Source organism: Stutzerimonas stutzeri (assembly GCF_002890895.1).
In the GTDB taxonomy this organism is placed as follows: domain Bacteria; phylum Pseudomonadota; class Gammaproteobacteria; order Pseudomonadales; family Pseudomonadaceae; genus Stutzerimonas; species Stutzerimonas stutzeri_AB.
Window position 1 is genome coordinate 271,339 of the sequence record NZ_POUL01000001.1, and the last position, 25,213, is coordinate 296,551.

Here is a 25,213-nt window from a genome sequence, read left to right on the forward strand (position 1 = left end):
TTACCTGGTCGACCGGAAGGATTCGGCGGATTTGCGCAGATCATCCAGCCAGACCTGATCGTCCACTACTTGCGGCCGCATGAGGATCACCAGCTCGGTCTGCAGCAAGGCTTTGCGCTGCTGCTGAAACAGCGTGCCGACTATCGGCAGCTTCGACGCCCAGGGAATGTTCGCGTCAGTGTTGGTGTTGCGGTTTTCCAAGAGGCCGCCGATCACCACAACCTGACCGCTGCGAGCGCGCACGATGGAGTCGGACTGACGCGTGGTCGAGAGTGCCAGCGGCAGATTGAAGACGTTGTCCGAGCCGCCCAACTGGATGCTCTTGTTCTGGTCCTGCACGCGGCTGACAGTAGGCCGCACATGCAGCGTGACCTGGCCGCTTTCATCGATCTGCGGGGTAACGTCCAGCGAGATGCCGGAGAAGAACGGAGTCAGGGTGATGTCCAGATCCGGCGCGGTGGTGCCGCCCACCAGGGAAGTGGTGGTGGTCGAGACATCGGTCACGAAGAACTCGTCGGTCCCGACCTTGATCACCGCCTTCTGGTTGTTCAGGGTCGAAATCCGAGGACTGGACAGCACCCGCACTTCGCCCTGGGTCTCCAATAGCTGCAGCACACCGCTGAAATCGCCGACCTGCACAGCGGCACTGAACACACCGCCAACACTGTTCGGTCCGCTCAGGGTGTCGCCTTGCACGCCGAGGCTGAAATCGGCATTGCCCATGCTGCCGAGCTGCGCCCAGTTGATCCCGGACTGGAAGCCATCGGACAGGTTCACTTCGAGAATCTTGGTTTCGAGGATGACCTGACGCTGCAGGTTGCGCTGCGCCAGCGCGAGAAAACGTTCCACCGCCTGCTGGTCTGCGCTGGAGGCGCGCACCACGAGCAAGCCGCTTTGCGGATTGACCACGACCTGATTGCCCTCTTCGCCGCCAATCATCATTTCGATCACCGCGCGTACTTCACTCCAGAAATCCACGTTGCTGGTGGTCAGCAATTGGCTGGCGTTCACTGTCGAGGAGGTGCTGCTGGTCGTAGTGCCGGCCGCGCTAACGCCGGTGCTGTCGCTGCTGGTGACCTGACCGGAACTCACTCGGGTATCGGTCATGCCCTGGCGCTGGACGTTCAGGTAGTCCAGATCGTAGGTGCGGGTGATCGCCTCATTGGGCTGGATCTGATAGCCGTAGGCAGTGCGGCGGTAATCGTAGCCGTAGCTATCTCGGACCGCCGCCAGGGTTTCTTCGAGGGTGACGTTGCGCAGGCTGAAGGTCACGTTACCGGTCACCCCGGGATGCACCAGCAGATTCTCCCCAGCGCTTTCCATCAGGCTCAGGAAAAATTCGCGGGCCGGCATGTCGCTGACGGCCACATCGAAACGAGGCCCCGACACGACCAGGTTGTCGGCTGCCAGCGGCGGTATCAAACCGGCCTGTACCGAAGCCGGCGGAACAACCTTCAGCTGATTCTGTTCCAGGCTTTCCTCGAACAGACGATTGCTCTGCTCGTACAGGCGTTTGTCGCCGTCTTCAAAGGTCTGGCAGGCAGACAGCAGGCAGAACAGGCTCAACACGCCGAAGCGAGACATCTGGGTCGGCATCATGGCTGGGTACGGCTCGTTTGAATGATGGGGGTGCTCAGGTGCAGCTCTTGCTGCTGACCCTCGCGATCGATGACGACGGCGTGCCGGTGGACTGCGAGGATGCGGGCATCCCCCACTCGATCTCCAACCCGCAGGATGTTTCCGTTGATCACGGCACTGGCACGCCCGGGACCTCGCAGGATCGCCTGCAGATGCAAGCTGGCCGCAGCCTCTGCCGGCGCATCAGCAGCGAGCCGCCCGGTCGGCGGTTGGGTAGGATCCAGAGCCAAGACCGGCGCCGTGAAACACAGCGCGGCCAGGCAGATCGAGTTGACTGCAGACTTAAACACCAACCCACCCCGCATCGCGACTCAAGGTATGCAAGTCGAGGATGACGCGAGCCCGGCTGGCGCCCTCCTCGCCCACTTCGTAATTCAGGCTGTCCCAATGCAAGCGCCAGCCACTTGACTGGATCGCGTTGAGATACGCCAGCAGATCGAAATAGCCACCTTCCAGCGTCAGGCGCAGGCCGTGGCGGTAGAACACCACCGGCGGCGTCTTCTGTTCTTTGTTATCAGCCGTTACCGCTGCAGGCACAGCGAGGGGCCCGCTCGAACTCTGCAGGGCGACCAGTTTCAACTTGGCCTGGTTGCGCAAGAGATCCTGCAGCAGCGCCTTCATCCGTGCCGGCGATATCAGCGTGCTGGTTTCTAGATCGATGCGCTGCAACAGGTTGTCGTGGCTGGTCTGAGCGGCCGCCAGGGCCTGGCGGTAGCTCAGGTTCGGATCGGCCGCGAGCTTGGCCTGGATTTCCAGCAGGCTGTTTTCAGCCGCGAGGAGACGGGTATGCGCGTCCTGCTGCCGATTGCCTTCGGCCGCGATGCGCAAGCCCAGCGGCTCGGCGATCAGCAGGACGTAGAGCATGATCAGCAGTGCCAACCCGACGCCATAGGTCAGCCATTGCTCACGCGGCGCCAGGGCCTGCCAATGCTGGATGAGCTTATTCATCGTCCTGCTCCGTCACGGCTTGCGAGGACAAGCGGAATTGCAGCAGATCGCTGTCGTCGCGCTGAATCTCGAACCGGGCAAACGCCCGCCCGCTGAACGCGCTGCTCTGGCCCAGACTCTGCAAATAGAGCGGAAGAAGTTCCTGATCCTGCGTCAGCCCCAGCAGCGCCATCTCATCGCCGCCCGCCTGCAGGCGAATCTTTGTCAGCCACAGCCCCTGCGGCGGGTGGCGATCAGCCAAACCCTGCAGCAACGCCGAGAAGCCGCTGCTGCGCTGCGCATCGAGCGTTTTGAGGTGGTCGGCCAGTCGTTGCAGTTCGCGGTTCTCGGCTTCGCGCGCGGCCAGCTGCAGCGGAAGCCGCGGATCGAGTGTCGGCTCGCGGAAATCCGCTTTGACCACGTCTAGCCGGGCCTCAGCCTGCGCGGCCTGTTGTTCGGCAGCTACGGCCGCTTGGCCGGCGGCATGCAGCTGCCAACCCTGCCATGCGCCATGGATCGCCAGCACTGCGATAACCGTTATGGCGCCAAGCAGCATATGCCTGGGCCGTGGTCCGCCGCCGCTACGGCGCTCGCGTTGATAGAGGTTGATGTTCTGCATCAGACTTCATCCTGACGCAGGGCGGCGCCGACCGCGCCGATACAGAAGGCCTGGCTCGATTCGGAGAGTTCGGCCGCCGGTTGATCCGGGAACAGCTCGCGCAGATCCATCCGTTGCAGATTGACTGCCAACCCGGCCGCCAGCGCCTGGTGGGTCCGCTCACCGTCCTGTTTCATCGGCAGCAGCAGCAGGCGGCTGATATAGCCTTTGCCCAGTTGGCTTTCGTAATAATCAAGCGAGCGCTGGATTTCCAGGGTCATGCTGGACAGGTCCTGCTCGGCACGCGCCAGGCCATGCTCAATGCGACGCGCCATATAAAGATCGGCGCCATTCTGCACACTGATCAAGCCTTCGCTGGTGCGCAGGCGCAACAGCGCCAGATTGATGGCATCGGCGCCGGCCAGCAGCCCTAGGTTGCGAAAGGCCATCTCGGTGATATCGATGCTTGCCAGGGTCAGGCCGGCCTGCTGAACGAGCGAGCGAAACTCGTTCATCCGGGACTTTTTCAGCACCACGCAATAGACCATGCGCGTGCGGCCACGGTAGGCATCCTCAGGAAGGCTGAAGCAATCGATGACAACGTCTTCAAGCGGTTCGCTGAGCAAATCCTTGACGCGCCAGCGCATGGCGTCACGCAGCTCTTCGGCCGGAACCTCTGGCGCTTCCAGCAGGAACATCTGATAAGCCGAAGGGTGCAGCAGGAGATTGACCGGCATACCGCTCAGGCCATGGTCGGCAACGACCTGCCTGAGCAACTCGGCTTGCGCCTCCGGCTGACCTTCGAGGTAGTCGCAACGCAGCAACTGTGGTGCCTCGCCGTCAGCGCGCTGGACCTGCGCAAGCGCGACGCCTTGCGGCGCGAATTCGAGGCCCAGCAGCCCGGCTGCAGCGGCTTTGCGACGCTTGAAAAATAGCCCCATCAGGGAAGGCACTCCTGCCGCTTCGCGACTTGCACAACTGTAAACACGAGACGGAACACACTCACCCAGTCTGATATCAGATTGCCACCCTTGCCGCGGGAAGCCTAACAAAATGCGTTGCCCAGTCCAATCACCGTCACCGGCGCCTCCTCACGGCGGAGGCGCGTCATGAAACTTGCGACTTATCAGCAACCGCTACGCTCTAGTACAACTACCTTCACCTGTGCACGCTTCGGATGAAGCCGCGCCGGAAAAGTGACCTTTTCGGCAACGCCGCAACGCCTGCAGCAACAGGCGTACCAGAAAGCAGGATGATTTTTGACAGAAACGATCGACCGACGGGCGGTGATTCAGAACAACCGCAACTGCTCGAAGCCGCTACGCAGGTCAATCAGGCGAACCCCGACACCAATCAGCCGCACCGGTCGCTTTCCACGGGCGAAAGCGCCTGCCAGAAGATCGGAATAGTCTTCAAGCTCCAGTCCGGCACCGGACTGTTCGAGGGTCGTCTGGGTGAAGTCATGGAACTTCAGCTTCACGAAAGGCTTCCCGGGCCGGTAGCCACTATCGAGTCGGGCCATTCTGCCGGCGAGCTGCTCGAGCAGCTCTGGGAGGCACTCAAGGCAGGCGGCGAGGTCCGGCAAGTCGCGCTCGTACGTGTTCTCGACGCTGACCGATTGGCGCCGGCTCTCGACCTGAACCAGGCGCTCGTCGACGCCATGCGCCAGCCCCCAGAGCCGCTCACCGAACGAGCCGAAATCCCGAACCAGATCAAGGCGCCTCCAACTGCGCAGGTCAGCGCAGGTGTGAATACCCATGCGCTTCAGCTTCTCCGCCGTCACTCGGCCGACACCATGGAGTTTGGTGACCGGCAGTGCGAGTACGAAGTCGTCCACCTGATCCGGGGTAATCACGAACAGTCCGTCCGGCTTGTTCCAATCGCTGGCGATCTTCGCCAGAAACTTGTTGGGCGCGACGCCTGCCGACACCGTGATGCGCAGCTGCTGCCAGACTCGCCGGCGGATGTCCTGAGCGATACGCGTGGCACTGCCGGCAAAATGCTCGCAGCCACTCACATCGAGAAAGGCCTCGTCGAGCGACAGGGGTTCGATGAGATCGGTGTAGGTTCGAAAGATCCCGTGGATTTCGCGTGACGCTTCCTTATAGGCATCCATCCGCGGCCGCACGATCAGCAGATCCGGACAGAGCTTCAGCGCATGACCGGAGGCCATCGCCGAGCGCACGCCGTATGCCCGAGCTTCGTAGTTGCAAGTCGCAATCACGCCGCGCCGATCAGCCAAGCCACCAACCGCAATGGGCCGATTGGCGAGGCTGGGATCGTCGCGCATCTCGATTGCGGCATAGAAGCAATCGCAATCGACATGGATGATTTTTCTGGACGGGCTAACGGTAGGAAACTCGTGAGTGGACTGAAACGCCGCGCCTCTTGCACAAGACCATCAAGAGCGAAGCGGGCCGCACGACATTATGGCCGATCCGGGTGGCCACGAGGATATGGCGGGGATGAGCGGATAAGCGAGGCGTCAACCTGAGAAGCGTTCAGAAAAAATTAGCTGCTTGCCCTTCAAACAGAGTATTTACCCAATTGAGCAAGCCACTCACACGGCAAACCGACCAGAGGTAAGACGCACGAAAGCGCTGCGCTAGAGGCTACGCCAACGCTTGCACGCCCGGCGGCTAGGGCTATCCACGAACAATTTCCGGGCTACCGAGTCGGATTTTAAGAGGTAGAGCAGCAAACACTTCCAAGCTACCCGGAGGATGACCGATGAAGACCTTGAGTATTGCCACTGCCGTTATCACCAGCCTGCTTGCGACCGGCGCCATGGCCAATCAGGAAGCCATGCAGGATGACGACCTTGGCTTATCCAGCACAGCCCAGGGCAGCGCGATGAACGAAAACCATCAGCGCGCCGATACGGCGAACATCAAGAATGATCCCAAGACCCTCGAGCAAAAAATGGAAAACGAGGTGCAGGACGACTGGCGCGGCGATGCCGAGGAACGTCGTGAGGCAGACGTCAGCAAGCCAGAACAGCGCTGATCGGTACAGGCATCAGAGTTCGAGGGGATAAGGCTGAACCAACGCCTTGCCGTACCCCTCGACGAATTCGCCCGGCATGCGTTTGGGCTTGCCGGTGGACAGCTGGATGCAGACGAACGTGGTTTGCGCACGCAGCAGCGTCACCTGGTCTGCTGTCCTGATCAACTGGAAATTACGCTTCATCTTCAGGCGCTGATCAGAGTCCACGATCCAGGTGCCGAGCTGCAATTGATCGCCCTTATACGCAGCAGCCAGATAGTCGATCTCGTGCCGCAGCACGGCCATCGCGCGATCCAGACGGCGATAATCTTCCAACCCCAGCCCTAGGTTCTGTGAATGCCGCCAGGCGCATGTTTCCAGCCAGGTCACATACACCGCATTGTTAGCGTGGCCGAGCTCGTCGATGTGCTCGGATTGCACTTCAATGTCGATGACGAATGCGTCCGCCTGGTCCAAGATCATGCATACCCTCGCTGTGCCGTGCGCCGCCTATGCGGCCGTATCGCCTATTGGAAGCTACGCACGGATAATTGTCACGCGTACTGCGGACATCTATGACGAGCCATTCAGCATGACGGTTCACTTCAGATTGATGATGCCGCGCTGAATTACAGGCAAAACAAAAAGGGTCATTTCGTAAGAAATGACCCTTCGGTGCCCAAACCGGGCAAAAAAATGGCGTCCCCTAGGGGACTCGAACCCCTGTTACCGCCGTGAAAGGGCGGTGTCCTAGGCCACTAGACGAAGGGGACGAAACCTTCGATGAACAGACCGTAAGTCGCTACGTTCTGTCGTGGATTGGTGGAGCTAGACGGGATCGAACCGTCGACCTCTTGCATGCCATGCAAGCGCTCTCCCAGCTGAGCTATAGCCCCGGATTTAACGTCTCTCGACTCGCCTCGCTTTCGCATTGCGATTTTAATAATGGCGTCCCCTAGGGGACTCGAACCCCTGTTACCGCCGTGAAAGGGCGGTGTCCTAGGCCACTAGACGAAGGGGACGCAAAGCCCTTCAAAGGCAACCGGCGTGAACCGGTGTGGCAATCGAGATTGGTGGAGCTAGACGGGATCGAACCGTCGACCTCTTGCATGCCATGCAAGCGCTCTCCCAGCTGAGCTATAGCCCCATCTCGAGGACGGGGCGCATATTAGGTGCGGCCTCTCGGAGTGTCAACGATATTTTTGCCTGACCCCGAAGATTTTTTGGCATCAGAACAAATACTTACCGGCGACGAGTGGCAAGCGGCGGACAACTGCGGCGCAGCGCCAACCGCCGCCCATGAAGCAATCGCGGGTCAGCCCATCGCAGCGAAGAGCTTCTCCCACTCCTTCACTTCCTTCTTCGAGGCGCCTCCCAACAGCTCCAGCGCCTGACGCAGGCGGAAGCGGGTCAGGTCTGGCCCGATGATTTCCATGGCGTCGAGTACCGACACGGAGCTGGCCTGGCCAGTGATCGAGGCGAACATCAAAGGCATGACATCGCGCAGCTTCAATTCGAGATGCCCCCCAACCGCCTGGATGCACTCGGTAATGCGCTCTTTGTCCCACTGACGCAGCGCTTCCAGCTTCCACAGCGTCAGCTGCAGCACCTGACGGACCTGGGTGCCGTCGAGCTTTTTGTGCTCGAACAAGGCCGGATCGAGATTCAGTGCTCCGGAGAAAAAGAACCCAGCCAGTGGCGCGATCTGACTGAAGGTCTCGACACGCTGCTGCACATGGGGCGCAATCTTCATCATGTATTCAGGGTTGAATGCCCACTTCTGCACCTCGGCTGCGAACTGCTCGACCGGCAGCTCGCGCAGCCACTGACCATTGAGCCAGGACAGCTTCTCGACGTCGAAGATCGGCCCACCCAGAGAGACGCGGTTGATGTCGAAGTGCTCGATCATTTCCGCCAGGGTGAATTTTTCGCGTTCGTCCGGGATCGACCAACCCATGCGGCCCAGGTAGTTGAGCATCGCTTCGGGCATGAAGCCCATGCGCTCGTAGAAGGTCACCGAAGTCGGGTTCTTGCGCTTGGAAAGCTTGCTCTTGTCCGGGTTGCGCAGCAGCGGCATATAGCAGAGCTGCGGCTGTTCCCAACCGAAATACTCGTACAGCTTGATCAGTTTCGGCGCCGAAGGCAGCCACTCCTCGCCGCGTAGCACATGGGTGATGCCCATCAGGTGGTCGTCGACGACATTGGCCAGGAAGTAGGTCGGCAGGCCATCGGCCTTCATCAACACCTGCATGTCCATGCGATCCCAGCCGATCTCGACCGTCCCGCGCAGCATGTCATTGACCTGGCACACGCCCTCGCTCGGGACCTTCATGCGGATCACGTGCGACTCGCCCGCCGCGATACGCTGTTGCGAGGTCTCGGCCGAAATATTCATGCAGTGGCCGTCGTAGCGCGGCGTTTCCTTGTTGGCCATCTGCTCGGCACGAACCTGATCCAAACGCTCGGCACTGCAGAAGCACGGGAACGCATGTCCTTTGGCGACCAGCTCGTCCGAATACTTCTTGTAGATCTCGCCGCGCTCGCTCTGCCGATAGGGGCCGTGCGGGCCGCCCACGTCCGGGCCCTCGTCCCATTCAATACCCAACCAGCGCAGCGCGTCATAGATCTGTTGTTCCGACTCACGCGTGGAGCGCAACTGGTCGGTGTCTTCGATGCGCAGGATGAACTGGCCGCCGTGCTGGCGTGCGAAGCAGAGATTGAACAAAGCGATATAAGCGGTGCCGACGTGTGGATCGCCGGTGGGAGATGGTGCGATGCGGGTGCGAACGGTGGTCATGATGTTCTCGAATCAAGGCGCAGGAAAACACGGCAGCTGCGATAACCGGCTCGGTCGGCTGAGTCAGCGCGTGTAAAGGCGCGATGTTAGCAGGCGTGCCTCTACCGGCTCCACCAGACGCCCCTCGACAACCGGCAGCGATTGCATCAGGACGTCGAGAAAGGCCTTGACCTTCATCGCCTGGAATCGACGCGCTGGGTACACCGCATAGACCTCTCCGGTCGGTAATACGACGTTGGGCAAGAGCTCCACCAGATGCCCCTCACGCACCTCCTGATCAGTGATCATGGTTGGCAATGCCGCGATACCAGCGCCAGCCAAGGCCGCTTCACGGGCAAAGGTGATGTTGTTGCAGGTCAACACGCGTCGACAGCTGATGTTTTGCTCGGTGATCGGCCAATAGCGAACCGGGTCTCGCGACAGCGTGATCGCACGATGATGAACCAGATCCTCTACCTGCATCGGCACACCGTGTTGCGCCAGATACGCCGGGCTTGCGCAAAATCGCCGCCGGGTCTCGAACAGCTTGCGGGCGATCAGCGTTGAATCCTGCGGTTGTCCGACCGATATGGCGATATCGACGCCCTCTTCCACCGGATCCACCGGCCTTGAGGCCAACTCGACCTCGGCGTTGATATCCGGATACAGGCGCATGAATTCCCCCAGCACCCGTCCCAGAATCCACTGCCCAACCTCGATCGGCGCGGTGATCCGCAGCAAACCTGCCGGTGCCTGCTGAAGCTGCATCACCGTCTGCTCGGCCTCGGCAAAGTCGAGCATGATCTGCCGGCAGCGTTCGTAGCAGGCCTGGCCGACTTCGGTCAGGCGCAGACGCCTTGTGGTGCGGTGGATAAGCCGAACACCGAGTCGCTCTTCGAGCTGGACGATGCGCCGGCTCACCGTGGACTTCTGCATTCCTAGGCTTGTGGCCGCTTGAGTGAAACTGTGGCACTCCACCACCCGGGTGAAAATCAATGCGTCGTCCAGGCCCATCCATTGTTCCTTATACGCAACAAAGTTTAGCGATTGTAACGGCTTATTACAGAACCGGAACACTGATAGATTGCCCGGCTCACTTACCGGCCAAGAGCGACGACATGCCCGCCAAGCTGAAACGCCGACTGTTCATTTTCATCGCCCTGGTCCTGCTGGTGGCGGCTGCCTTTTTCGCTCACTGGTACTTTGTTGGCCGCTACTACGAGCACACCGACAATGCCTATGTGCAAGGTGAGATCACGCGTGTTTCCAGCCAGCTTCCTGCCCGTATCGAACAGGTTCACGTTCAGGACAATCAGCATGTGAAACCCGGAGACCTGCTGGTGACGCTGGAACCGGGCGATTTCCACCTGGCACTCGAGCAAGCCCGAGCCAACCTCGCCATCCGTGAGGCAGAACTCGCCCAGGCGCGAAGCCGACTGGCACAGCAGAGCAGCACGATTGCTTCCAGCCAGGCGGCGGTCGGCGCGGCTCAGGCCAATCTCGAACGGAGCCAGATGGACCTGTCGCGGGTCGAAGCGCTACGTAAGCCCGGCTTCATCTCGGAGGAACGTGTCACTACGCTCTCTGCCGATGCAAAGGTCGCCCGCTCCCAGCGGCAAAAGGCTGAAGCGGATCTGGCCGCCCAGCGCCAGCAGGTGGAAGCTTTGGAAGCCGACGTCAAGCGTCTGCAAGCACAGATCGCCAGCGCTCAAGCTGAAATCGAGCAAGCCGAGCTCAACCTGAGCCGCACGGAAATCCGCTCGCCCATCAGCGGCATCGTCGGCCAGCGGTCGGCGCGCAGCGGCCAGTATGTGCCTGTCGGCGCGTACCTAATGTCCATCGTTCCCGACGAGGAGATCTGGGTGCAGGCCAACTTCAAGGAAACCCAGATTGGCCCCATGCAGGAAGGCCAGCGCGCAGAGCTGACCTTCGACAGCTATCCCAATACGCCTATCGAAGGCCGTGTCGAAAGCTTGTCTCCCGCATCCGGCGCTCAGTTCAGCTTGCTGCCGCCTGACAACGCCACCGGTAACTTCACCAAAGTGGTTCAACGCATCCCCGTCAAAGTGACCTTCGCCAGCGACAACCCGCTCAAGGGCCGCATCCGCCCCGGCATGTCGGTGGATGTGAAGATCGATATCCGTGGCCGCTGATGCGCTGATCCGGCCGGTTGGCGAGCCCAGCCGGCGTGACTGGATTGCCGTGATGAGCGCCATGCTGGGTGCGTTCATGGCGGTACTGGATATCCAGATCACCAACTCTTCGCTGAAGGACATTCAAGGCGCGTTGTCCGCCACGCTGGAGGAAGGCTCCTGGATTTCGACGTCCTATCTGGTCGCGGAAATCATCATGATTCCGCTGACGGCCTGGCTGGTGCAGTTGCTCTCGGCACGCCGGCTGGCAGTATGGGTGTCGATTGGCTTTCTGATTTCCTCCCTGCTCTGCTCCTTCGCCTGGAACCTTGAGAGCATGATCGTGTTTCGAGCGATGCAGGGCTTTACCGGCGGCGCACTGATTCCGCTGGCCTTTACCCTGACGCTGATCAAACTGCCCGACCACCACCGCGCCAAGGGCATGGCACTGTTCGCCATCACGGCGACATTTGCACCCTCGATCGGCCCGACTTTAGGAGGCTGGCTCACCGAGAGCTGGGGCTGGGAATACATCTTCTACATCAACGTGCCGCCCGGCCTGCTGATGATCGCGGGCCTGCTGTACGGCCTGGAAAAGAAGCCACCGCACTGGGAGTTGCTCAAGAGCACGGACTACGCAGGCATCGTCACCCTGGCCATGGGGCTGGGTTGTCTGCAGGTATTTCTCGAGGAAGGGCATCGCAAGGACTGGCTGGAGTCGACCCTGATCGTCCAACTGGGCTCGGTGGCCGTGGTCAGCCTGATCCTTTTTGTGATCCTGCAGCTATCGCGCCCCAACCCGCTGATCAACCTCGGCATTCTGCGCGAGCGCAACTTCGGCCTGACCAGCATCGCCAGCCTGGGCATGGGACTCGGGCTTTACGGATCAATCTATCTGCTGCCGCTGTACCTGGCGCAGATTCAGAACTACAACGCGCTGCAGATCGGCCAGGTGATCATGTGGATGGGCATTCCGCAGCTGTTCCTGATTCCGCTGGTGCCCAAGCTGATGAAGATCATCCCGCCGAAGCTGCTCTGCGCAGCGGGGTTTGCCCTCTTCGGAATTTCCAGCTTTGCCTCCGGCGCGCTCAACCCCGACTTCGGTGGCGAACAGTTCCACCCGATCCAGATCGTCCGCGCGCTCGGCCAGCCAATGATCATGGTGACCATCTCGCTGATCGCCACCGCCTACATCCAGCCGCAGGATGCCGGCTCCGCCTCCAGTCTGTTCAACATCCTGCGCAACCTCGGCGGCGCCATCGGCATCGCCCTGCTCGCCACCCTGCTCGCCACCCTGCTGGACAGCCGCGGCAAGGTTTACTTCGACTACCTGCGAGAATCCATCGTACCCAACAACCCGGCGGTAGCCGAACGCCTGACTGCACTGACCCAACAGCTGGGGAGCGAGCAGGCGGCGTTGGGACGAATCAGCGAGATCGTGCATCAGCAAGCCATGATCATGGCGTACAACGATGCCTTCCACTTCGTCGGTATTGCCTTGGCGGTCAGCATGGTCGCGGTACTGCTGACGCGTCATCTGCCCGAGAATATGAAGGGTGGCGCCGCGCACTGACCTTGGGGGGGCGCCATGAAAAGGAGCAGATAGACTTGGCGCAGCAGGACTGCAAGCCCGCACCGCGGCGCAGGCTTAGGCACATCAGAACATGGCTGAGCGCCAGCCATCAAACCTGCAGCAAGCGCTCACGCAGCTTGTGGATTTCGTCGCGGGTCTGCGCGGCGGCCTCGAATTCCAGGTCGCGCGCATAGGCGAGCATCTTTTCTTCCAGCTGGCGAATCCGCTTGGTGATTTCGCTCGGCGAGCGTAGCTCGTTTTCGTAGCGCGCCGCTTCCTCTGCTGCCTTCGCCTCGCCACGGCGTTTTTTACTGCGCGAGCCTGGCACAGTGGCGCCTTCGAGGATGTCCTTCACATCCTTGAACACACCCTGAGGCACGATACCGTGGGCCTCGTTGAAGGCGATCTGCTTGTTGCGACGGCGCTCGGTTTCGCCAATGGCTCGCTCCATGGAGCCGGTCATATTGTCGGCATAAAGAATGGCGCGCCCGTTGAGGTTACGGGCCGCTCGGCCGATGGTCTGGATTAACGAGCGCTCGGACCGCAGGAAGCCTTCCTTGTCGGCGTCGAGGATCGCCACCAGCGACACCTCGGGCATGTCCAAACCTTCGCGCAGCAGGTTGATGCCCACCAACACATCGAACACTCCCAGGCGCAGGTCGCGGATGATCTCAACCCGCTCCACCGTGTCGATGTCCGAGTGCAGATAACGCACCCGCACGCCGTGGTCGCCGAGGTAGTCAGTGAGGTCTTCAGCCATGCGCTTGGTCAGCGTCGTGACCAGCACCCGCTCTTCCTTGACCACACACTTGTTGATTTCCGAGAGCAGATCGTCGACCTGAGTCAGGGCCGGCCGCACCTCGATCTGCGGGTCCACCAGGCCCGTAGGACGCACCACCTGCTCGATCACCCGACCGGCGTGTTCCGCCTCATAGGGCCCCGGAGTGGCGGAGACGAAAATCGTCTGCGGGCTTATTGCCTCCCACTCATCGAAACGCATCGGCCGATTATCAAGAGCCGACGGCAACCGAAACCCGTACTCGACCAGCGTTTCCTTGCGCGAACGGTCGCCTTTGTACATGGCGCCGACCTGCGGCACGCTGACGTGGGACTCGTCGATCACCAGCAACGCATCGGCCGGCAGGTAATCGTAGAGGGTCGGTGGCGCTTCGCCAGAGGCTCGCCCCGACAGATAGCGAGAGTAGTTCTCGATGCCGTTGCAGTAGCCCAGTTCCATGATCATTTCCAGATCGAAACGGGTGCGCTGCTCCAGCCGCTGCGCCTCTACCAGCTTGTTGTTGCTACGCAGGTAGTCGAGGCGATCTTTCAGCTCCGCCTTGATGTTCTCGATGGCGTCTAGCAGCGTTTCCCGCGGCGTGACGTAGTGGCTCTTGGGGTAAAAGGTGAAGCGCGGCAGCTTGCGGATGACTTCGCCAGTCAGCGGATCGAATGCAGACAGGCTCTCCACCTCATCGTCGAACAGCTCGATACGCACTGCTTCCAGATCCGATTCGGCCGGATAGACATCAATCACATCGCCGCGCACGCGAAAGGTCGCACGGGCGAAATCCATTTCATTGCGGGTGTACTGCAGACCGGTGAGTCTGCGCAGCAGCTCACGCTGATCCAGACGATCGCCTCGATCGATGTGGAGCACCATTTTCAGGTAGGTTTCGGGGCTACCCAGACCGTAGATGCAGGACACTGTGGTCACAATGATCGCGTCCGACCGCTCCAGCAGCGCCTTGGTCGCTGATAAACGCATCTGCTCAATATGGTCGTTGATCGACGCATCCTTCTCGATGAAGGTATCGGACGACGGTACATAGGCTTCCGGCTGGTAGTAATCGTAGTAAGAGACGAAATACTCCACCGCATTGTTCGGGAAGAATGCCTTGAACTCCCCATAGAGCTGGGCTGCCAACGTCTTGTTTGGCGCAAGCACCAGTGTTGGCCGCTGCACGTGGGCGATCACGTTGGCGATGCTGAAGGTCTTGCCGGACCCCGTTACACCCAGCAACGTCTGGTGCGACAAGCCGGCCTCGATGCCTTCGATCATCTGCCGAATGGCTTCAGGCTGGTCTCCGGCTGGCTTGAAGCGCGTGACCAATTCGAACTGCGACATATCGACCTCTTCAGATAGCGAGACGACTCTAAACATGAATATTCGAGCCGCTAGGACGGTGTTTCCAGACGTGCAACGTGCTGCTGGCGACGCGGCGCACAGCAACCACAACCCCTTTCAATGCGGGCTCGCCCAGCGATATCAAGTGCTAGGGCGACGAGCAGGCAAGGCCATGAAAAATCGCGGCCTCCGCCGGGCTTAAACCGACAGAAAAACCGCCCTAGCATATCGCGACGCAAGCCTAGTCCCGTTATACTCTTGCCCCGTTTGCGCACCGCCCTCAGCGCGAAGCGAGGGTGCTGCATCAGTCACCTCCTCTCTTCGAGCCTCCCCATCATGAGTTTGTTCTCCGCTGTCGAAATGGCGCCGCGCGATCCGATCCTCGGCCTCAATGAAGCCTTCAATGCCGACACGCGGCAGAACAAGGTCAACCTGGGGGTGGGCGTCTACTACAACGAAGAAGGTCGGATTCCCCTGCTGCGCGCTGTCGCTGCCGCCGAGATGGCGCGGCTGGAGCTGAACGCGCCACGCGGCTACCTGCCGATAGAAGGTATCGCCAGCTACGACATGGCCGTGCAAGGCCTGTTGTTCGGTGCCGACTCGGCGTTGGTTGCCGATGGCCGCGTGGTCACCACCCAGGCACTGGGCGGCACCGGCGCGCTCAAGATCGGCGCGGACTTCCTCAAGCGCATGCTGCCCGATGCGGTCGTGGCCATCACAAACCCAAGCTGGGAAAACCATCGCGCACTGTTCGAGGCCGCCGGCTTTCCTGTGCAGAATTACAGCTATTACGACGCGGCGAGCCATGGCATCGACCGGGCCGGCATGCTCGAAGATCTGAACAACCTGCCGCCCCGCTCCATCGTCGTTCTGCATGCCTGCTGCCACAACCCGACCGGTGTCGATCTGCAGCCGGAAGACTGGAAGCAGATCCTCGAAGTACTCCGCGCCAACGACCATGTACCCTTTATCGACATCGCCTATCAGGGCTTCGGTGACAATATCGAAGAGGACGCTGCTGCAGTGCGCCTGTTCGCCGAATCAGGCATGAGCTTCTTCGTCTCCAGCTCCTTCTCCAAGTCGTTCTCGCTGTATGGAGAACGCGTCGGCGCGCTGTCGATGGTGACTCAGAGCCGCGACGAATCAGCCCGCGTGCTCTCGCAGATCAAGCGTGTGATCCGCACCAACTACTCCAACCCGCCGACCCATGGCGCCACGGTGGTGTCCGCCGTGCTCAACAGCCCGGAATTGCGGGCCATGTGGGAGACCGAACTCGGCGAGATGCGCACCCGAATCCAGGACATGCGCCTGACCATGGTGCGCCAGCTGGCTGAAAAAGGCGCCAAGCAGGATTTCAGCTTTGTCGCCAAACAACGCGGAATGTTCTCTTACTCAGGACTCACGGCCGCTCAGGTCGAGCGCCTGCGCGTCGAATTCGGCGTATACGCGATCGGCACCGGCCGCATCTGCGCCGCAGCACTGAACCATGGCAATCTGGACCATGTAACCGACGCCATCGTGCAGGTCCTGTAACTGCCGAGGGGTTGACTTCCCCTTAGTTATCATTAGGATACGCACCGCTGTTCCGCGATAGCTCAGTCGGTAGAGCAAATGACTGTTAATCATTGGGTCCCTGGTTCGAGTCCAGGTCGCGGAGCCAAATCAAAGCCTCAGACGATTGTCTGGGGCTTTTTTGTATTAGCCGGACTCTCACCAGGGACGCTGTCCCAGGTTATTCGCTTCGCTCACCCCTATGGGGCCGCGCTGAAGCGCGTTCTGCTGCGCAGTCGAGTCCAGGTCGCGGAGCCAACTTCAAAGCCTCAGACGATTGTCTGGGGCTTTTTTGTATCACCCGGACTCTCGCCAGGGACGCTGTCCCAGGCTATTCGGCTCGCTCAGCCTCACGGAGCCGCGCCGAAGCGCGTTCTGCTGCGCAGTCGAGTCCAGGTCGCGGAGCCAACTTCGAAGCCTCAGACGATTGTCTGGGGCTTTTTTGTATCCGCTGCACCCTCACCAGGGACGCTGTCCCAGGTTATTCGCTTCGCTCACATTCACGGAGCCGCGCCGAAGCGCGCTCTCCTGGCAGGCCATATACGCCGCGGAGTCGACCTCAAAGCATCAGGGAATTTTGCCCTCAGAGGAAAGTAATGCGGTACGAGAACAGCCTACAGGAGCCAACTTACTCGCAAACCGAGCTCAACGCTTGCTTCGCGACCGCATAGACACTGATCGCGGGCAAGCTCGCCCCTACAAAGGGCATGCCCCGCAAACCATTTCGAACACCATGACAACTCTGAAAACAAAAACGCCCCGCATCTGCGGGGCGTTTGGTTGGCGCGGAGCAGTTACTCCTTGGTCGCCTCGATAGCTTCTTCGACCGCTTCCGGCGGAGGCGTTGCCTCAGCCTTCTCGTCTTTGATACCCAGCAGCTCCAGATCGAAGACCAGAACGGAATTGGCCGGGATCAGCGGGCTCGGGCTCTGCTCGCCATAGGCAAGTTCGCTCGGGATATACAGCTTGTACTTCTCGCCCACATGCATCAGTTGCAGTCCTTCGACCCAACCTGGAATCACGCCACCAACAGGCAGATCGATCGGCGTGCCACGCTTGATGGAGCTGTCGAAGACCGTACCGTCAGTCAGGGTGCCTTCGTAGTGAACAGTGACGACATCGTCCGGACCCGGCTGGGCGCCGTCCGATTCTTTGATCACTTCATACTGCAGGCCAGACTCAGTGGTCTTCACGCCTTCACGCTTGGCATTTTCTTCGAGGAACTTCTTGCCGGCGCTAACCGCCTCCTTGTTCATCTCGACCATGCGCTCTTCGGCACGAGTCTGCAGGTAAGCGAAGGCTTCCATCAGTTCTTCATCGGTCAGCTGCTGGTCTTTCTTGCCGAGGGCATCGTCGATGCCTTGCGCGACGGCTGTCGAATCCAGATCAGCCAGGCCTTCCTGCGCCAGGCTCTTGCCCATATTCAGGCCGATGCCGTAGGAGGCTTTCTGCGCCGGCGTTTCCAGCTTAGCGCTGGTTTCCGAATCACAACCCGCCAGGACCAGGCCAACCAGGGCTATCGCCGACGCCAAACGTTGAGGTCTCATTCTGTTTCCTTATTACCCAAGAAGTGGTGCAAAAACATTGCCGGAGCTTAGCAGCGAGCTCGGGCAGTGGCTACCGAGCACACCGCGCTAATAGGTAAAGACAGTGAAAAGCACAGAAGTGCCGCACGAAACGACGAAACAGATGAAGGGAAAAATCGAGGACAAAAAAAAGCGACCCTAAGGTCGCTTTTTTCGAGCTATCAAGGCGTTCAGTGGTCCTTGATGGCAAATTTGGCGCAGCGGACGGGACTCGAACCCGCGACCCCCGGCGTGACAGGCCGGTATTCTAACCGACTGAACTACCGCTGCGCTAAACCTCGAGTGGTGGGTGATGACGGGATCGAACCGCCGACCCTCTGCTTGTAAGGCAGATGCTCTCCCAGCTGAGCTAATCACCCGTTTGCTCTCGAAGTGGGGCGCATTCTAGAGATGGATCTTGACCTTGGCAACCCCCTTTTGAAAAAAAAATTGAAGAACTTACAAAGACTTAGGAAACACTCTGTTTAAGAGCCATTTTTGTGGTTTCCATCGGCATTGCTCCCGCGCAGGGTTGGCCTGCGTCCGCCAGAGGGGAATAATGCGCGCTTTGCTTTTACCGGAGTTTCCATCGCATGTGGTTTCGCAACCTGCTCGTCTACCGTCTCACTCAAAACATCCCTTTCGATGTCGAGACACTTGAAACCGCATTGGCCGCCAAGCCCGCCCGCCCCTGCGCCAGCCAGGAACTCAGTACCTACGGTTTCGTCGCGCCCTTCGGCAAAGGTGAGGATGCACCGCTGGTGCATGCCAGCCAGGGCTTTCTGCTGATCTCCACCCGCAAGGAAGAGCGCATCCTGCCCGGCAGCGTGGTCAAGGACGCGCTGAAGGAAAAGGTCGACGAGATCGAAAACGAGCAGATGCGCAAGGTCTACAAGAAAGAGCGCGAGCAGCTCAAGGACGACATCATCCAGGCCTTCCTGCCTCGTGCATTCATTCGCAAGTCCGGTACCTTCGCAGCCATCGCGCCGGAGCAAGGTCTGATCCTGGTGGATGCTTCCAGCCCGAAGCGCGCCGAAGATCTGCTTTCCACGCTGCGTGAAGCCATTGGTTCGCTACCGGTTCGCCCGCTGACCGTGAAAATTGCCCCATCGGCCACCATGACCGATTGGGTGAAGACGCAGAAAGCCGCGGACGACTTTTTTGTCCTCGACGAGTGTGAGCTGCGCGACACCCATGAAGATGGCGGCGTGGTGCGCTGCAAGCGTCAGGATCTGACCAGCGATGAAATCCAACAGCACTTGGAAGTCGGCAAGCAGGTCACGCAGCTGTCGCTGGGCTGGCAGGACAAGTTGTCCTTCGTGCTGGATGACAAGATGGTGATCAAGCGTCTGCGCTTCGAAGAGCTGTTGCAGGACCAGGCCGAACAGGACGGTGGCGACGACGACCTCGGCCAGCAGGACGCCAGCTTCCTGCTGATGATGCTGACCTTCAAGGAGTTCCTCCCGGCGCTGTTCGAAGCGCTGGGTGGTGAGGAGATTCCGCAGGGCATCTGATCGGCCTTGTGCGCCGCCGGTTGAGACTGGCGGCTTAGACGCACGTTGATATGCCGAACCGGGCCGGGCCCATTGCCCGGACCTTCGCATCGTGGACAATAGCGCCAGCTGAGGACGACCTCAGGCTGCACCACTCACCGGGGACGGCCCCACCCAATCACCGTCCTGCCGAGGTGCATATGTCCTGGATCATTCTGTTTCTTGCCGGCCTGTTCGAAATCGGCTGGGCTGTCGGGCTGAAATACACCGATGGTTTCACCCGTCCCCTTCCCACGCTGCTGACCATTGCGGCAATGGCCGCTAGTCTGGGCCTGCTCGGGCTCGCCATGAAAACGTTGCCACTGGGCACCGCCTATGCCGTGTGGACCGGGGTGGGCGCAGTTGGAACGGTGATCGCCGGCATCATCCTGTTCGGCGAATCGATGAGCCTGCTTCGCCTGGGTAGCGTGCTGCTGATCTGCATTGGCCTGCTTGGCCTGAAGCTCAGTCATTGAATGCACCAGGACGACTGGCGACAGAGACCGGTCGGATACAAACAGCACTGGCGGGATATGCCCCCCGCGGGCAGGGCCAGTCAATACGGCCGCTTCCCAGCCACCCAATGCCGCGGCTGAAGCGTTGCGACATGACGCTGCCGCTAGCGAATCGCAACCCACTCCCCGCCGCGTAATACCGAGGCAGATGCCCAAGCATAGAGGCCGTCCACCACAGAGAGCTTAGGAACAAGCCTCTGCACGAGCTCCCAACCATACCGCTCGTCATAAAAGCGTCGATAAACAAGCGAATCGACATTTATCTGTCACGACCAACTTCTAGGATTGATGAAGTTCCAGGACTGATTCGCAGTAGCTGCCGCCTAGCAGACCTGCGCAGCCGCCCAGTCAGGAGCGACACGCATACAAAATCCATGGAGAGATTAAATGTTCAAGTGCAAGCCCCTCGCAGCCGCCATCATCGCGATTCTGGCCACCCAGGCACACGCCGCAGACAACAGCGCAGAACAGAATCAGTCCGGTGCGGACAACATTGTGGAAGTCACCCAGACTGGCGGTCAGGACAACCTTTCTTATCAGGCCCAGACAGGGGCAGGCAACGATGGCATGGTGACCCAGACCGGGGCCACGATGTCCGATGCCGTGCAAACCCAGACTGGCAACCAGAACTTCGCTGACATCGTCCAGACCACGACCGAGCAAACCGAAGCGATCCAGCTGCAGGACGGCGAGAACCATGACGCGAGCATCGTTCAGAGCGACTCCTTCGGCGCCACCGCCCGCCAGTACCAGCAGGGCAGCTTCAACACGGCATACACCGAACAGACCGCCGCTGACCTGAGCACCGCCGTGATCGACCAGGACGGCAGCGACAACTTTGCCGAGTCCATTCAGAGCAGCACAGAGCTGAGCGTTTCGGAGCAGCGCCAGGTCGGCAATGACAACGTCTCGCTGGTCTGGCAGGAAGGCGGCGCGCGCAATGATGGCGTGGTCAATCAGGAAGGCAACGGCAACGAAGCGACCGTCTACCAGATGAACGTCTTGGACTCCATCGCCGATATCGACCAGCAAGGTGATCTGCAGGTCGCGTCCGTTACGCAGGGAGGCACCGATCACAGCGCAGATATCGAGTCCAACGGACTGCAGAACGAAGCCTACATCGACCAGAGCGGCTCGCTGCAGACCGCATCGATCTACCAGGACGGCACCGCCAACAGCGCCGACATCTTCCAGGTAGGCGATGGCAACACCGCCAGCACCGAGCAAACCGGGAACAACAACTATGCCATCGTCGATCAAGACGGCAGCATGCAAACCGCTTCGCTGCGACAGGCAGGTGAATACAACGAGGCCTATGTCACTCAGGAAGGCACCGATCATCTGATCGATTTCGCCCAGGACGGCACCGACAACCTGCTCACGGTGACCCAAACCGGAAATGGCAACGAGCTGACCGGCTCCAGCTACGGCGACAACAACCGTGTGGATGTACTGCAGGGCGGCGACCTCAACGTGGCCGACATTCAGCAGATCTACGGCTCAGACAACGAGGTCAGCCTGACACAGACTGGCGAAGCCAATCTCGCGCAAGTCATGCAAGGCGGTGCCGGCAACCACGCGATGCTGACCCAGAGCGGCATGGGCGACTCGGCAATCGTGTCGCAGATGGGTTCGGGCAACATGGCCACCGTGACTCAGCAGTAATGCGTATGGCAGCCGGCCTCCGGTCGGCTGCCATACATCTTCAATACGCCATCAACCGCTGCCATGCCTAACATGCCGGTTCAGATCAACTCTGATCGGCAGCCTTGGCTGCGGCTTCCCTTACCGCATCGGCACTGGTCGGTCGCACCACCCGCGACAATTCCTGCCCAAGGCGGACGAATACCAGCGTTGGCCACAATTTGACCCGGTAGCTGCGCCCGAGCGGCCGCCCCTGGCCATCTTCGATCTTGATGTGGTTGATCTGCGGAAAATCAGCCAAAGCCCGCTCGACATGCGGCTCCGCGGAACGGCAATGGCCGCACCAATTGGTGCCAAAGTCGAGCACTGTTATCCCGTCCAGCGAATCGACCTCGGAACGTGTGATGGTTTCTGTCTTGTATAAGTCGGCCATGCTTCATCTCCGGTCCTGTTCTCTTAATCGACCCCGACTCGACGCGAGCGATCCATGCCCTTGCTTGAGCACGCTGAGATGCATGACGCCTTAACCCTTGGTGCCCTGAATGCAGACACTTGCTGCCTAGCGCCGGTCGCCACGTAACAGACTGACTTGCGCCTGTAGCTGCTCACGACTGGCTTCGCTGGCGACGACAGGCGAACTGGCGACTAGATCTACCTGCGACCAGATCCGCCGGAAGAAGCCTTTATCCGGATCGCGACTGAAAAAGCTGCCCCACAGCCCTCGCAGGGCCATCGGCACCACGGGCACAGGATTGGCCTCGAGGATGCGCTCGACTCCCGCCTTGAACTCGTTGATGTCGCCGTCGGTGGTGAGCTTGCCTTCGGGGAAGATGCACACCACTTCGCCATCGCTGAGGTAGCGGCTGACGCGCTCGAACGCCTGGGTGTAGATCGCCTCGTCTTCGTGTCGCGCAGCGATGGGCACTGCGCCTGCCGTGCGAAAGATGAAGTTCAACACCGGGATGCGGAAGATCTTGTAGTACATGACGAAGCGAACGGGTCGGCGCACCGCTCCGGCAATCAACAGCGCATCAACGAAGGACACGTGGTTGCAGACCAGTACCGCCGGCCCCTCATCCGGGATCGCATCAAGTCCTTGCTGGCGCACCCTATACATGGAGTGGCCGAGCAACCAGACCAGGAAGCGCATGCTGAATTCCGGCACGATGCTGAAGATATAGGCGCTCACGGCCACGTTCATCAGCGACACCACGAGAAACAGCTGCGGAATCGACAGTCCCACGACACTCAGCAGCAAGATCGCCACAATCGCAGAAATGACCATCAGCAGCGCATTGAGAATATTGTTTGCCGCCACCACCCGCGCCCGCTCGTGCTCAGCGGTGCGCGACTGAATGAGCGCATACAGCGGCACAATATAAAACCCGCCGAATACACCGATCCCCAGCACCGAGGCGAGAATCCACCAGGCCTGCCCGAAACTCAGCAGCGCTAGCCAGTCGTGAGGCGCTGCGGCCTGCGGAAAGTCGCCCGAACACCACCACAGCAGCAGACCGAACAGCGTCAGGCCAAAGGAGCCGAACGGCACCAGACCGATTTCAACCTTGTGGCCGGAGAGCCGTTCGCAGAGCAGCGAACCGAGGGCGATGCCCACTGAGAAAACCGTCAGGATCAGCGTGACGACGGTTTCATCGCCGTGCAGCAGATCCTTCGAATACACCGGGATCTGCGTCAGATAGGTCGCACCGAGAAACCAGAACCAGGAGTTACCAATCAGCGAGCGCGACACCGAGAGGCGCTGCCCCAGGCCCATGCGTAGGATCGCGCCGGTCTGACGAAACAGATTCCAGTCCATCTCGAGTGTCGGTAAGGACGCACCGGTCGCAGGCACGGCTCGGCTGGCGAAATAGCCGGCAACCGCTACCAGTACCACGCTGCCTGCTATCAGCTGCGCATACCCGTCGGTGGCCATCATGACCCCAGCCGTGATGGTGCCAGCAAGAATAGCCAGAAAAGTGCCCATCTCTACCAGCGCGTTGCCACCGACCAGCTCGTGATCCTCGAGCAGCTTGGGCAGTACGGAATACTTGACCGGCCCGAACAGCGCGGACTGTGTGCCCATGCAGAACAGTACGGCCAGCAGCAACGGCAGGTTGCCGAGCAGCATGCCCGCGCCGCCAGCGAGCATGATGAAAATCTCACCGGCTTTGATTGCCCGGATCAGTCGCTCCTTGGCGTACTTCTCGCCAAGCTGGCCACCCAGCGCCGAGAACAGGAAGAACGGCAGGATGAACAACAGCGCGCACAGGTTGATCAGCAGGCTGCTGTCGGCATTCGTGCCGATCTTGTAGAGGATCGCCAGGATCAGCGCCTGCTTGAACAGATTGTCGTTGAAGGCCCCTGACAGTTGCGTCAGGAAGAACGGCAAGAAGCGCCGCTTACCGAACAGAGTGAACTGGGAATGAGGCTTGGTCATCGATCCGCTTCCATGGAAAACATGTTGGTTCTTTGAGCCTCCAGGGTCCGGCAAAAGCACAGCACTGCCACGCGCGTGTCGCGGACTGGGCGATACGTCACAGCGGCAACTGCCCGAACGCCCAGCGCAACAGAAAGAAGGCCAGCAACCCGCCCGCGATAGTTGCCAGCAGGTTTCGGCTGAAGGCCGCGATCAGGATCGACAGCACGCCCGCCAGCAGATAGGCGTTACGCCAGTCCAGCCACCATTCGCCTGCTGGCATCAGCATTCCTGGCACCACGATGGCGGTCAGCACCGCGACCGGCACGTAATGCAGCCCCTGCTCCACCAGGCGTGGAAAGCGCAGGTTGGGCCAGGCGAAGAAGCTGAATCGAGTCAGAAAGGTGATCGCCAACATTCCGAGAATAAGTAGCCAGATCTGCATCAGCACACCTCCGTTTGAAGCTGCCTCTCGGCCCGGCGCTCCAACCAGACACCCACGACAATGCCGGCCAGCGCGGCGGCGATCAGACCGAGCTTGTAGGGCAGTTCCCAGGTCAACAGCGCGACGACCGCTGCCACCAGCGCTGATGCCACCTGCGGGCGGGTGCGCATCATGGGTACGGCGATGCCGATAAAGGTGGCAATCATGGCGAAGTCCAAGCCCCAACTGGCAACGTTTGGCACAGCTTGACCAAAGGCGATACCAGCCAGTGTCGCCAGCTGCCAGCTCAGGTACATGGTCAGCGCAGCACCGAAGAAGAACCAGTGCTTGTGCGGCGAAGCGTCATCGCGCGCATATCGATGCTGGATCACGGCGAACGCTTCATCGGTCAGCCAGAACGCCAGCGGCACACGCCAGCGGCCTGGAAGGTGCCGAACGAAGGGCTGCATCGAGGCGCTGTAGAGCGCGTGGCGCAGATTGACGACGAAGGTCGTGAGCAGCACCACCGCTGCCCCAACGCCACCGGTGATCAAGGTGATAGCAATGAACTGCGCCGAGCCGGCGAAGACCAGGGCAGACATGCCCATGGCCTGCCAGCCGGACAGCCCAGCACCTATGGCCAGGGTTCCGAAAATGATGCCGAAGGGAATCGCGCCGACGATAAGCGGCAGAATATCGCGGCAACCGTGCAAGAACTCTTGCGAGCGGGACATCGGGGCTCCTTAGGTATGCACCGCAAACGATGATGAGCTACGCACCGCCGTCGTGGCCGGAGCATAGGGAAGGTTGAA

22 protein-coding genes and 7 tRNA genes are annotated in these 25,213 nt (G+C 60.3%); 8 read left to right on the forward strand and 21 right to left on the reverse strand.

What is annotated here, in order from left to right; translation table 11 throughout:
• From mshL to dinB, 6 genes are all read right to left on the reverse strand, one after another.
• Entirely contained in the window at nt 1-1,599 is a 1,599-nt protein-coding gene (gene mshL, locus CXK96_RS01255; RefSeq protein ID WP_102834699.1) for a pilus (MSHA type) biogenesis protein MshL, read from the reverse strand.
• A complete protein-coding gene (locus CXK96_RS01260) occupies nt 1,596-1,928 on the reverse strand; it encodes a Type II secretory pathway component (RefSeq protein ID WP_256061686.1) in 333 nt (110 codons plus the stop codon). Before CXK96_RS01260 ends, mshL begins: the two co-directional genes overlap by 4 nt.
• Nucleotides 1,921-2,586 carry a type II secretion system protein GspM gene (gene gspM, locus CXK96_RS01265; RefSeq protein WP_102834700.1) on the reverse strand — a complete coding sequence of 222 codons (666 nt, stop codon included), beginning with the start codon at nt 2,584-2,586 and terminating at the stop codon, nt 1,921-1,923. Before gspM ends, CXK96_RS01260 begins: the two co-directional genes overlap by 8 nt.
• Entirely contained in the window at nt 2,579-3,184 is a 606-nt protein-coding gene (locus CXK96_RS01270) for a PilN domain-containing protein (RefSeq protein WP_102834701.1), read from the reverse strand. Before CXK96_RS01270 ends, gspM begins: the two co-directional genes overlap by 8 nt.
• Nucleotides 3,184-4,104, reverse strand: a complete 921-nt coding sequence (locus CXK96_RS01275) for an MSHA biogenesis protein MshI (RefSeq protein ID WP_102834702.1) — start codon at nt 4,102-4,104, stop codon at nt 3,184-3,186. The genes CXK96_RS01270 and CXK96_RS01275 overlap by 1 nt, the downstream gene beginning before the upstream one ends.
• A gap of 350 nt (nt 4,105-4,454) precedes the next feature.
• Nucleotides 4,455-5,495, reverse strand: coding sequence for a DNA polymerase IV (dinB, locus tag CXK96_RS01280; RefSeq protein ID WP_102834703.1), 1,041 nt, complete (start codon nt 5,493-5,495; stop codon nt 4,455-4,457).
• 398 nt (nt 5,496-5,893) lie between these two features.
• Between dinB and CXK96_RS01285 the strand changes: the two genes are divergently transcribed.
• A complete protein-coding gene (locus tag CXK96_RS01285) occupies nt 5,894-6,169 on the forward strand; it encodes a hypothetical protein (RefSeq protein WP_102834704.1) in 276 nt (91 codons plus the stop codon).
• A gap of 12 nt (nt 6,170-6,181) precedes the next feature.
• On the opposite strand, the gene CXK96_RS01290 is transcribed toward CXK96_RS01285, so the two are convergent.
• The 7 genes from CXK96_RS01290 to CXK96_RS01320 all read right to left on the reverse strand — a co-directional run bounded on the left by CXK96_RS01290 (nt 6,182) and on the right by CXK96_RS01320 (nt 9,938).
• Nucleotides 6,182-6,631, reverse strand: coding sequence for an acyl-CoA thioesterase (locus CXK96_RS01290; protein WP_102834705.1), 450 nt, complete (start codon nt 6,629-6,631; stop codon nt 6,182-6,184).
• Nucleotides 6,632-6,845: 214 nt separating this feature from the next.
• A tRNA-Glu gene (locus CXK96_RS01295) sits at nt 6,846-6,921 on the reverse strand.
• A 47-nt stretch (nt 6,922-6,968) separates the two neighbouring features.
• Nucleotides 6,969-7,044 (reverse strand) — tRNA-Ala (locus CXK96_RS01300).
• A gap of 50 nt (nt 7,045-7,094) precedes the next feature.
• Nucleotides 7,095-7,170: transfer RNA gene (locus CXK96_RS01305), tRNA-Glu, on the reverse strand.
• Nucleotides 7,171-7,219: 49 nt separating this feature from the next.
• Nucleotides 7,220-7,295, reverse strand: a tRNA-Ala gene (locus CXK96_RS01310).
• Nucleotides 7,296-7,463: 168 nt separating this feature from the next.
• Nucleotides 7,464-8,945, reverse strand: a complete 1,482-nt coding sequence (gltX, locus tag CXK96_RS01315) for a glutamate--tRNA ligase (protein WP_102834706.1) — start codon at nt 8,943-8,945, stop codon at nt 7,464-7,466.
• A 63-nt stretch (nt 8,946-9,008) separates the two neighbouring features.
• Entirely contained in the window at nt 9,009-9,938 is a 930-nt protein-coding gene (locus tag CXK96_RS01320; protein ID WP_102834707.1) for a LysR family transcriptional regulator, read from the reverse strand.
• 104 nt (nt 9,939-10,042) lie between these two features.
• On the opposite strand from CXK96_RS01320, the gene CXK96_RS01325 reads away from it, so the two are divergent.
• Both CXK96_RS01325 and CXK96_RS01330 read left to right on the forward strand, forming a co-directional pair.
• The gene (locus tag CXK96_RS01325) at nt 10,043-11,077 is read left to right on the forward strand and encodes an HlyD family secretion protein (RefSeq protein ID WP_102834708.1); all 1,035 of its coding nucleotides are present in this window, start codon (nt 10,043-10,045) and stop codon (nt 11,075-11,077) included.
• Nucleotides 11,067-12,629, forward strand: coding sequence for an MDR family MFS transporter (locus CXK96_RS01330; RefSeq protein ID WP_102834709.1), 1,563 nt, complete (start codon nt 11,067-11,069; stop codon nt 12,627-12,629). The genes CXK96_RS01325 and CXK96_RS01330 overlap by 11 nt, the downstream gene beginning before the upstream one ends.
• A gap of 109 nt (nt 12,630-12,738) precedes the next feature.
• Here the strand turns inward: CXK96_RS01330 and uvrB are convergent, their stop codons facing one another.
• Complete coding sequence (gene uvrB, locus CXK96_RS01335; protein ID WP_102834710.1) at nt 12,739-14,754, reverse strand: excinuclease ABC subunit UvrB; 2,016 nt, start codon at nt 14,752-14,754, stop codon at nt 12,739-12,741.
• 336 nt (nt 14,755-15,090) lie between these two features.
• Between uvrB and CXK96_RS01340 the strand changes: the two genes are divergently transcribed.
• Nucleotides 15,091-16,287, forward strand: coding sequence for an amino acid aminotransferase (locus CXK96_RS01340; RefSeq protein WP_102834711.1), 1,197 nt, complete (start codon nt 15,091-15,093; stop codon nt 16,285-16,287).
• A gap of 51 nt (nt 16,288-16,338) precedes the next feature.
• A tRNA-Asn gene (locus tag CXK96_RS01345) sits at nt 16,339-16,414 on the forward strand.
• Nucleotides 16,415-17,099: 685 nt separating this feature from the next.
• Here CXK96_RS01345 and CXK96_RS01350 read toward each other — a convergent pair.
• The 3 genes from CXK96_RS01350 to CXK96_RS01360 all read right to left on the reverse strand — a co-directional run bounded on the left by CXK96_RS01350 (nt 17,100) and on the right by CXK96_RS01360 (nt 18,250).
• Nucleotides 17,100-17,852: an FKBP-type peptidyl-prolyl cis-trans isomerase gene (locus CXK96_RS01350; protein WP_178114585.1), complete on the reverse strand. Its 753-nt coding sequence runs from the start codon at nt 17,850-17,852 to the stop codon at nt 17,100-17,102.
• A gap of 232 nt (nt 17,853-18,084) precedes the next feature.
• Nucleotides 18,085-18,161: transfer RNA gene (locus CXK96_RS01355), tRNA-Asp, on the reverse strand.
• A gap of 13 nt (nt 18,162-18,174) precedes the next feature.
• Nucleotides 18,175-18,250, reverse strand: a tRNA-Val gene (locus CXK96_RS01360).
• A gap of 213 nt (nt 18,251-18,463) precedes the next feature.
• Between CXK96_RS01360 and rdgC the strand changes: the two genes are divergently transcribed.
• The 3 genes from rdgC to CXK96_RS01375 all read left to right on the forward strand — a co-directional run bounded on the left by rdgC (nt 18,464) and on the right by CXK96_RS01375 (nt 21,582).
• Nucleotides 18,464-19,384: a recombination-associated protein RdgC gene (rdgC, locus tag CXK96_RS01365; RefSeq protein ID WP_102834712.1), complete on the forward strand. Its 921-nt coding sequence runs from the start codon at nt 18,464-18,466 to the stop codon at nt 19,382-19,384.
• A gap of 179 nt (nt 19,385-19,563) precedes the next feature.
• Complete coding sequence (gene sugE / locus CXK96_RS01370) at nt 19,564-19,878, forward strand: quaternary ammonium compound efflux SMR transporter SugE (RefSeq protein ID WP_102834713.1); 315 nt, start codon at nt 19,564-19,566, stop codon at nt 19,876-19,878.
• A gap of 426 nt (nt 19,879-20,304) precedes the next feature.
• On the forward strand, nt 20,305-21,582 hold the full coding sequence (locus CXK96_RS01375) for a hypothetical protein (RefSeq protein ID WP_102834714.1): 1,278 nt from the start codon (nt 20,305-20,307) through the stop codon (nt 21,580-21,582).
• 85 nt (nt 21,583-21,667) lie between these two features.
• Here the strand turns inward: CXK96_RS01375 and CXK96_RS01380 are convergent, their stop codons facing one another.
• The 4 genes from CXK96_RS01380 to CXK96_RS01395 all read right to left on the reverse strand — a co-directional run bounded on the left by CXK96_RS01380 (nt 21,668) and on the right by CXK96_RS01395 (nt 25,135).
• Nucleotides 21,668-21,994, reverse strand: coding sequence for a thioredoxin family protein (locus tag CXK96_RS01380; protein WP_102834715.1), 327 nt, complete (start codon nt 21,992-21,994; stop codon nt 21,668-21,670).
• Nucleotides 21,995-22,120: 126 nt separating this feature from the next.
• On the reverse strand, nt 22,121-23,998 hold the full coding sequence (locus CXK96_RS01385; RefSeq protein ID WP_102834716.1) for an MFS transporter: 1,878 nt from the start codon (nt 23,996-23,998) through the stop codon (nt 22,121-22,123).
• Between the two features lie 97 nt (nt 23,999-24,095).
• Entirely contained in the window at nt 24,096-24,422 is a 327-nt protein-coding gene (locus CXK96_RS01390; RefSeq protein ID WP_102834717.1) for an AzlD domain-containing protein, read from the reverse strand.
• Complete coding sequence (locus tag CXK96_RS01395) at nt 24,422-25,135, reverse strand: AzlC family ABC transporter permease (RefSeq protein ID WP_102834718.1); 714 nt, start codon at nt 25,133-25,135, stop codon at nt 24,422-24,424. Before CXK96_RS01395 ends, CXK96_RS01390 begins: the two co-directional genes overlap by 1 nt.
• Nucleotides 25,136-25,213 lie beyond the last annotated feature (78 nt).

Coding starts and splice junctions, on each gene's coding strand:
- mshL (WP_102834699.1), bottom strand. CDS start 1,599: ATGATGCCGACCCAGATGTCTCGCTTCGGCGTGTTGAGCCTGTTCTGC.
- gspM (WP_102834700.1), bottom strand. CDS start 2,586: ATGAATAAGCTCATCCAGCATTGGCAGGCCCTGGCGCCGCGTGAGCAA.
- CXK96_RS01270 (WP_102834701.1), bottom strand. CDS start 3,184: ATGCAGAACATCAACCTCTATCAACGCGAGCGCCGTAGCGGCGGCGGA.
- CXK96_RS01275 (WP_102834702.1), bottom strand. CDS start 4,104: ATGGGGCTATTTTTCAAGCGTCGCAAAGCCGCTGCAGCCGGGCTGCTG.
- CXK96_RS01285 (WP_102834704.1), top strand. CDS start 5,894: ATGAAGACCTTGAGTATTGCCACTGCCGTTATCACCAGCCTGCTTGCG.
- CXK96_RS01290 (WP_102834705.1), bottom strand. CDS start 6,631: ATGATCTTGGACCAGGCGGACGCATTCGTCATCGACATTGAAGTGCAA.
- gltX (WP_102834706.1), bottom strand. CDS start 8,945: ATGACCACCGTTCGCACCCGCATCGCACCATCTCCCACCGGCGATCCA.
- CXK96_RS01320 (WP_102834707.1), bottom strand. CDS start 9,938: ATGGGCCTGGACGACGCATTGATTTTCACCCGGGTGGTGGAGTGCCAC.
- CXK96_RS01325 (WP_102834708.1), top strand. CDS start 10,043: ATGCCCGCCAAGCTGAAACGCCGACTGTTCATTTTCATCGCCCTGGTC.
- uvrB (WP_102834710.1), bottom strand. CDS start 14,754: ATGTCGCAGTTCGAATTGGTCACGCGCTTCAAGCCAGCCGGAGACCAG.
- CXK96_RS01340 (WP_102834711.1), top strand. CDS start 15,091: ATGAGTTTGTTCTCCGCTGTCGAAATGGCGCCGCGCGATCCGATCCTC.
- CXK96_RS01350 (WP_178114585.1), bottom strand. CDS start 17,852: ATGAGACCTCAACGTTTGGCGTCGGCGATAGCCCTGGTTGGCCTGGTC.
- rdgC (WP_102834712.1), top strand. CDS start 18,464: ATGTGGTTTCGCAACCTGCTCGTCTACCGTCTCACTCAAAACATCCCT.
- sugE (WP_102834713.1), top strand. CDS start 19,564: ATGTCCTGGATCATTCTGTTTCTTGCCGGCCTGTTCGAAATCGGCTGG.
- CXK96_RS01375 (WP_102834714.1), top strand. CDS start 20,305: ATGTTCAAGTGCAAGCCCCTCGCAGCCGCCATCATCGCGATTCTGGCC.
- CXK96_RS01380 (WP_102834715.1), bottom strand. CDS start 21,994: ATGGCCGACTTATACAAGACAGAAACCATCACACGTTCCGAGGTCGAT.
- CXK96_RS01385 (WP_102834716.1), bottom strand. CDS start 23,998: ATGACCAAGCCTCATTCCCAGTTCACTCTGTTCGGTAAGCGGCGCTTC.
- CXK96_RS01390 (WP_102834717.1), bottom strand. CDS start 24,422: ATGCAGATCTGGCTACTTATTCTCGGAATGTTGGCGATCACCTTTCTG.
- CXK96_RS01395 (WP_102834718.1), bottom strand. CDS start 25,135: ATGTCCCGCTCGCAAGAGTTCTTGCACGGTTGCCGCGATATTCTGCCG.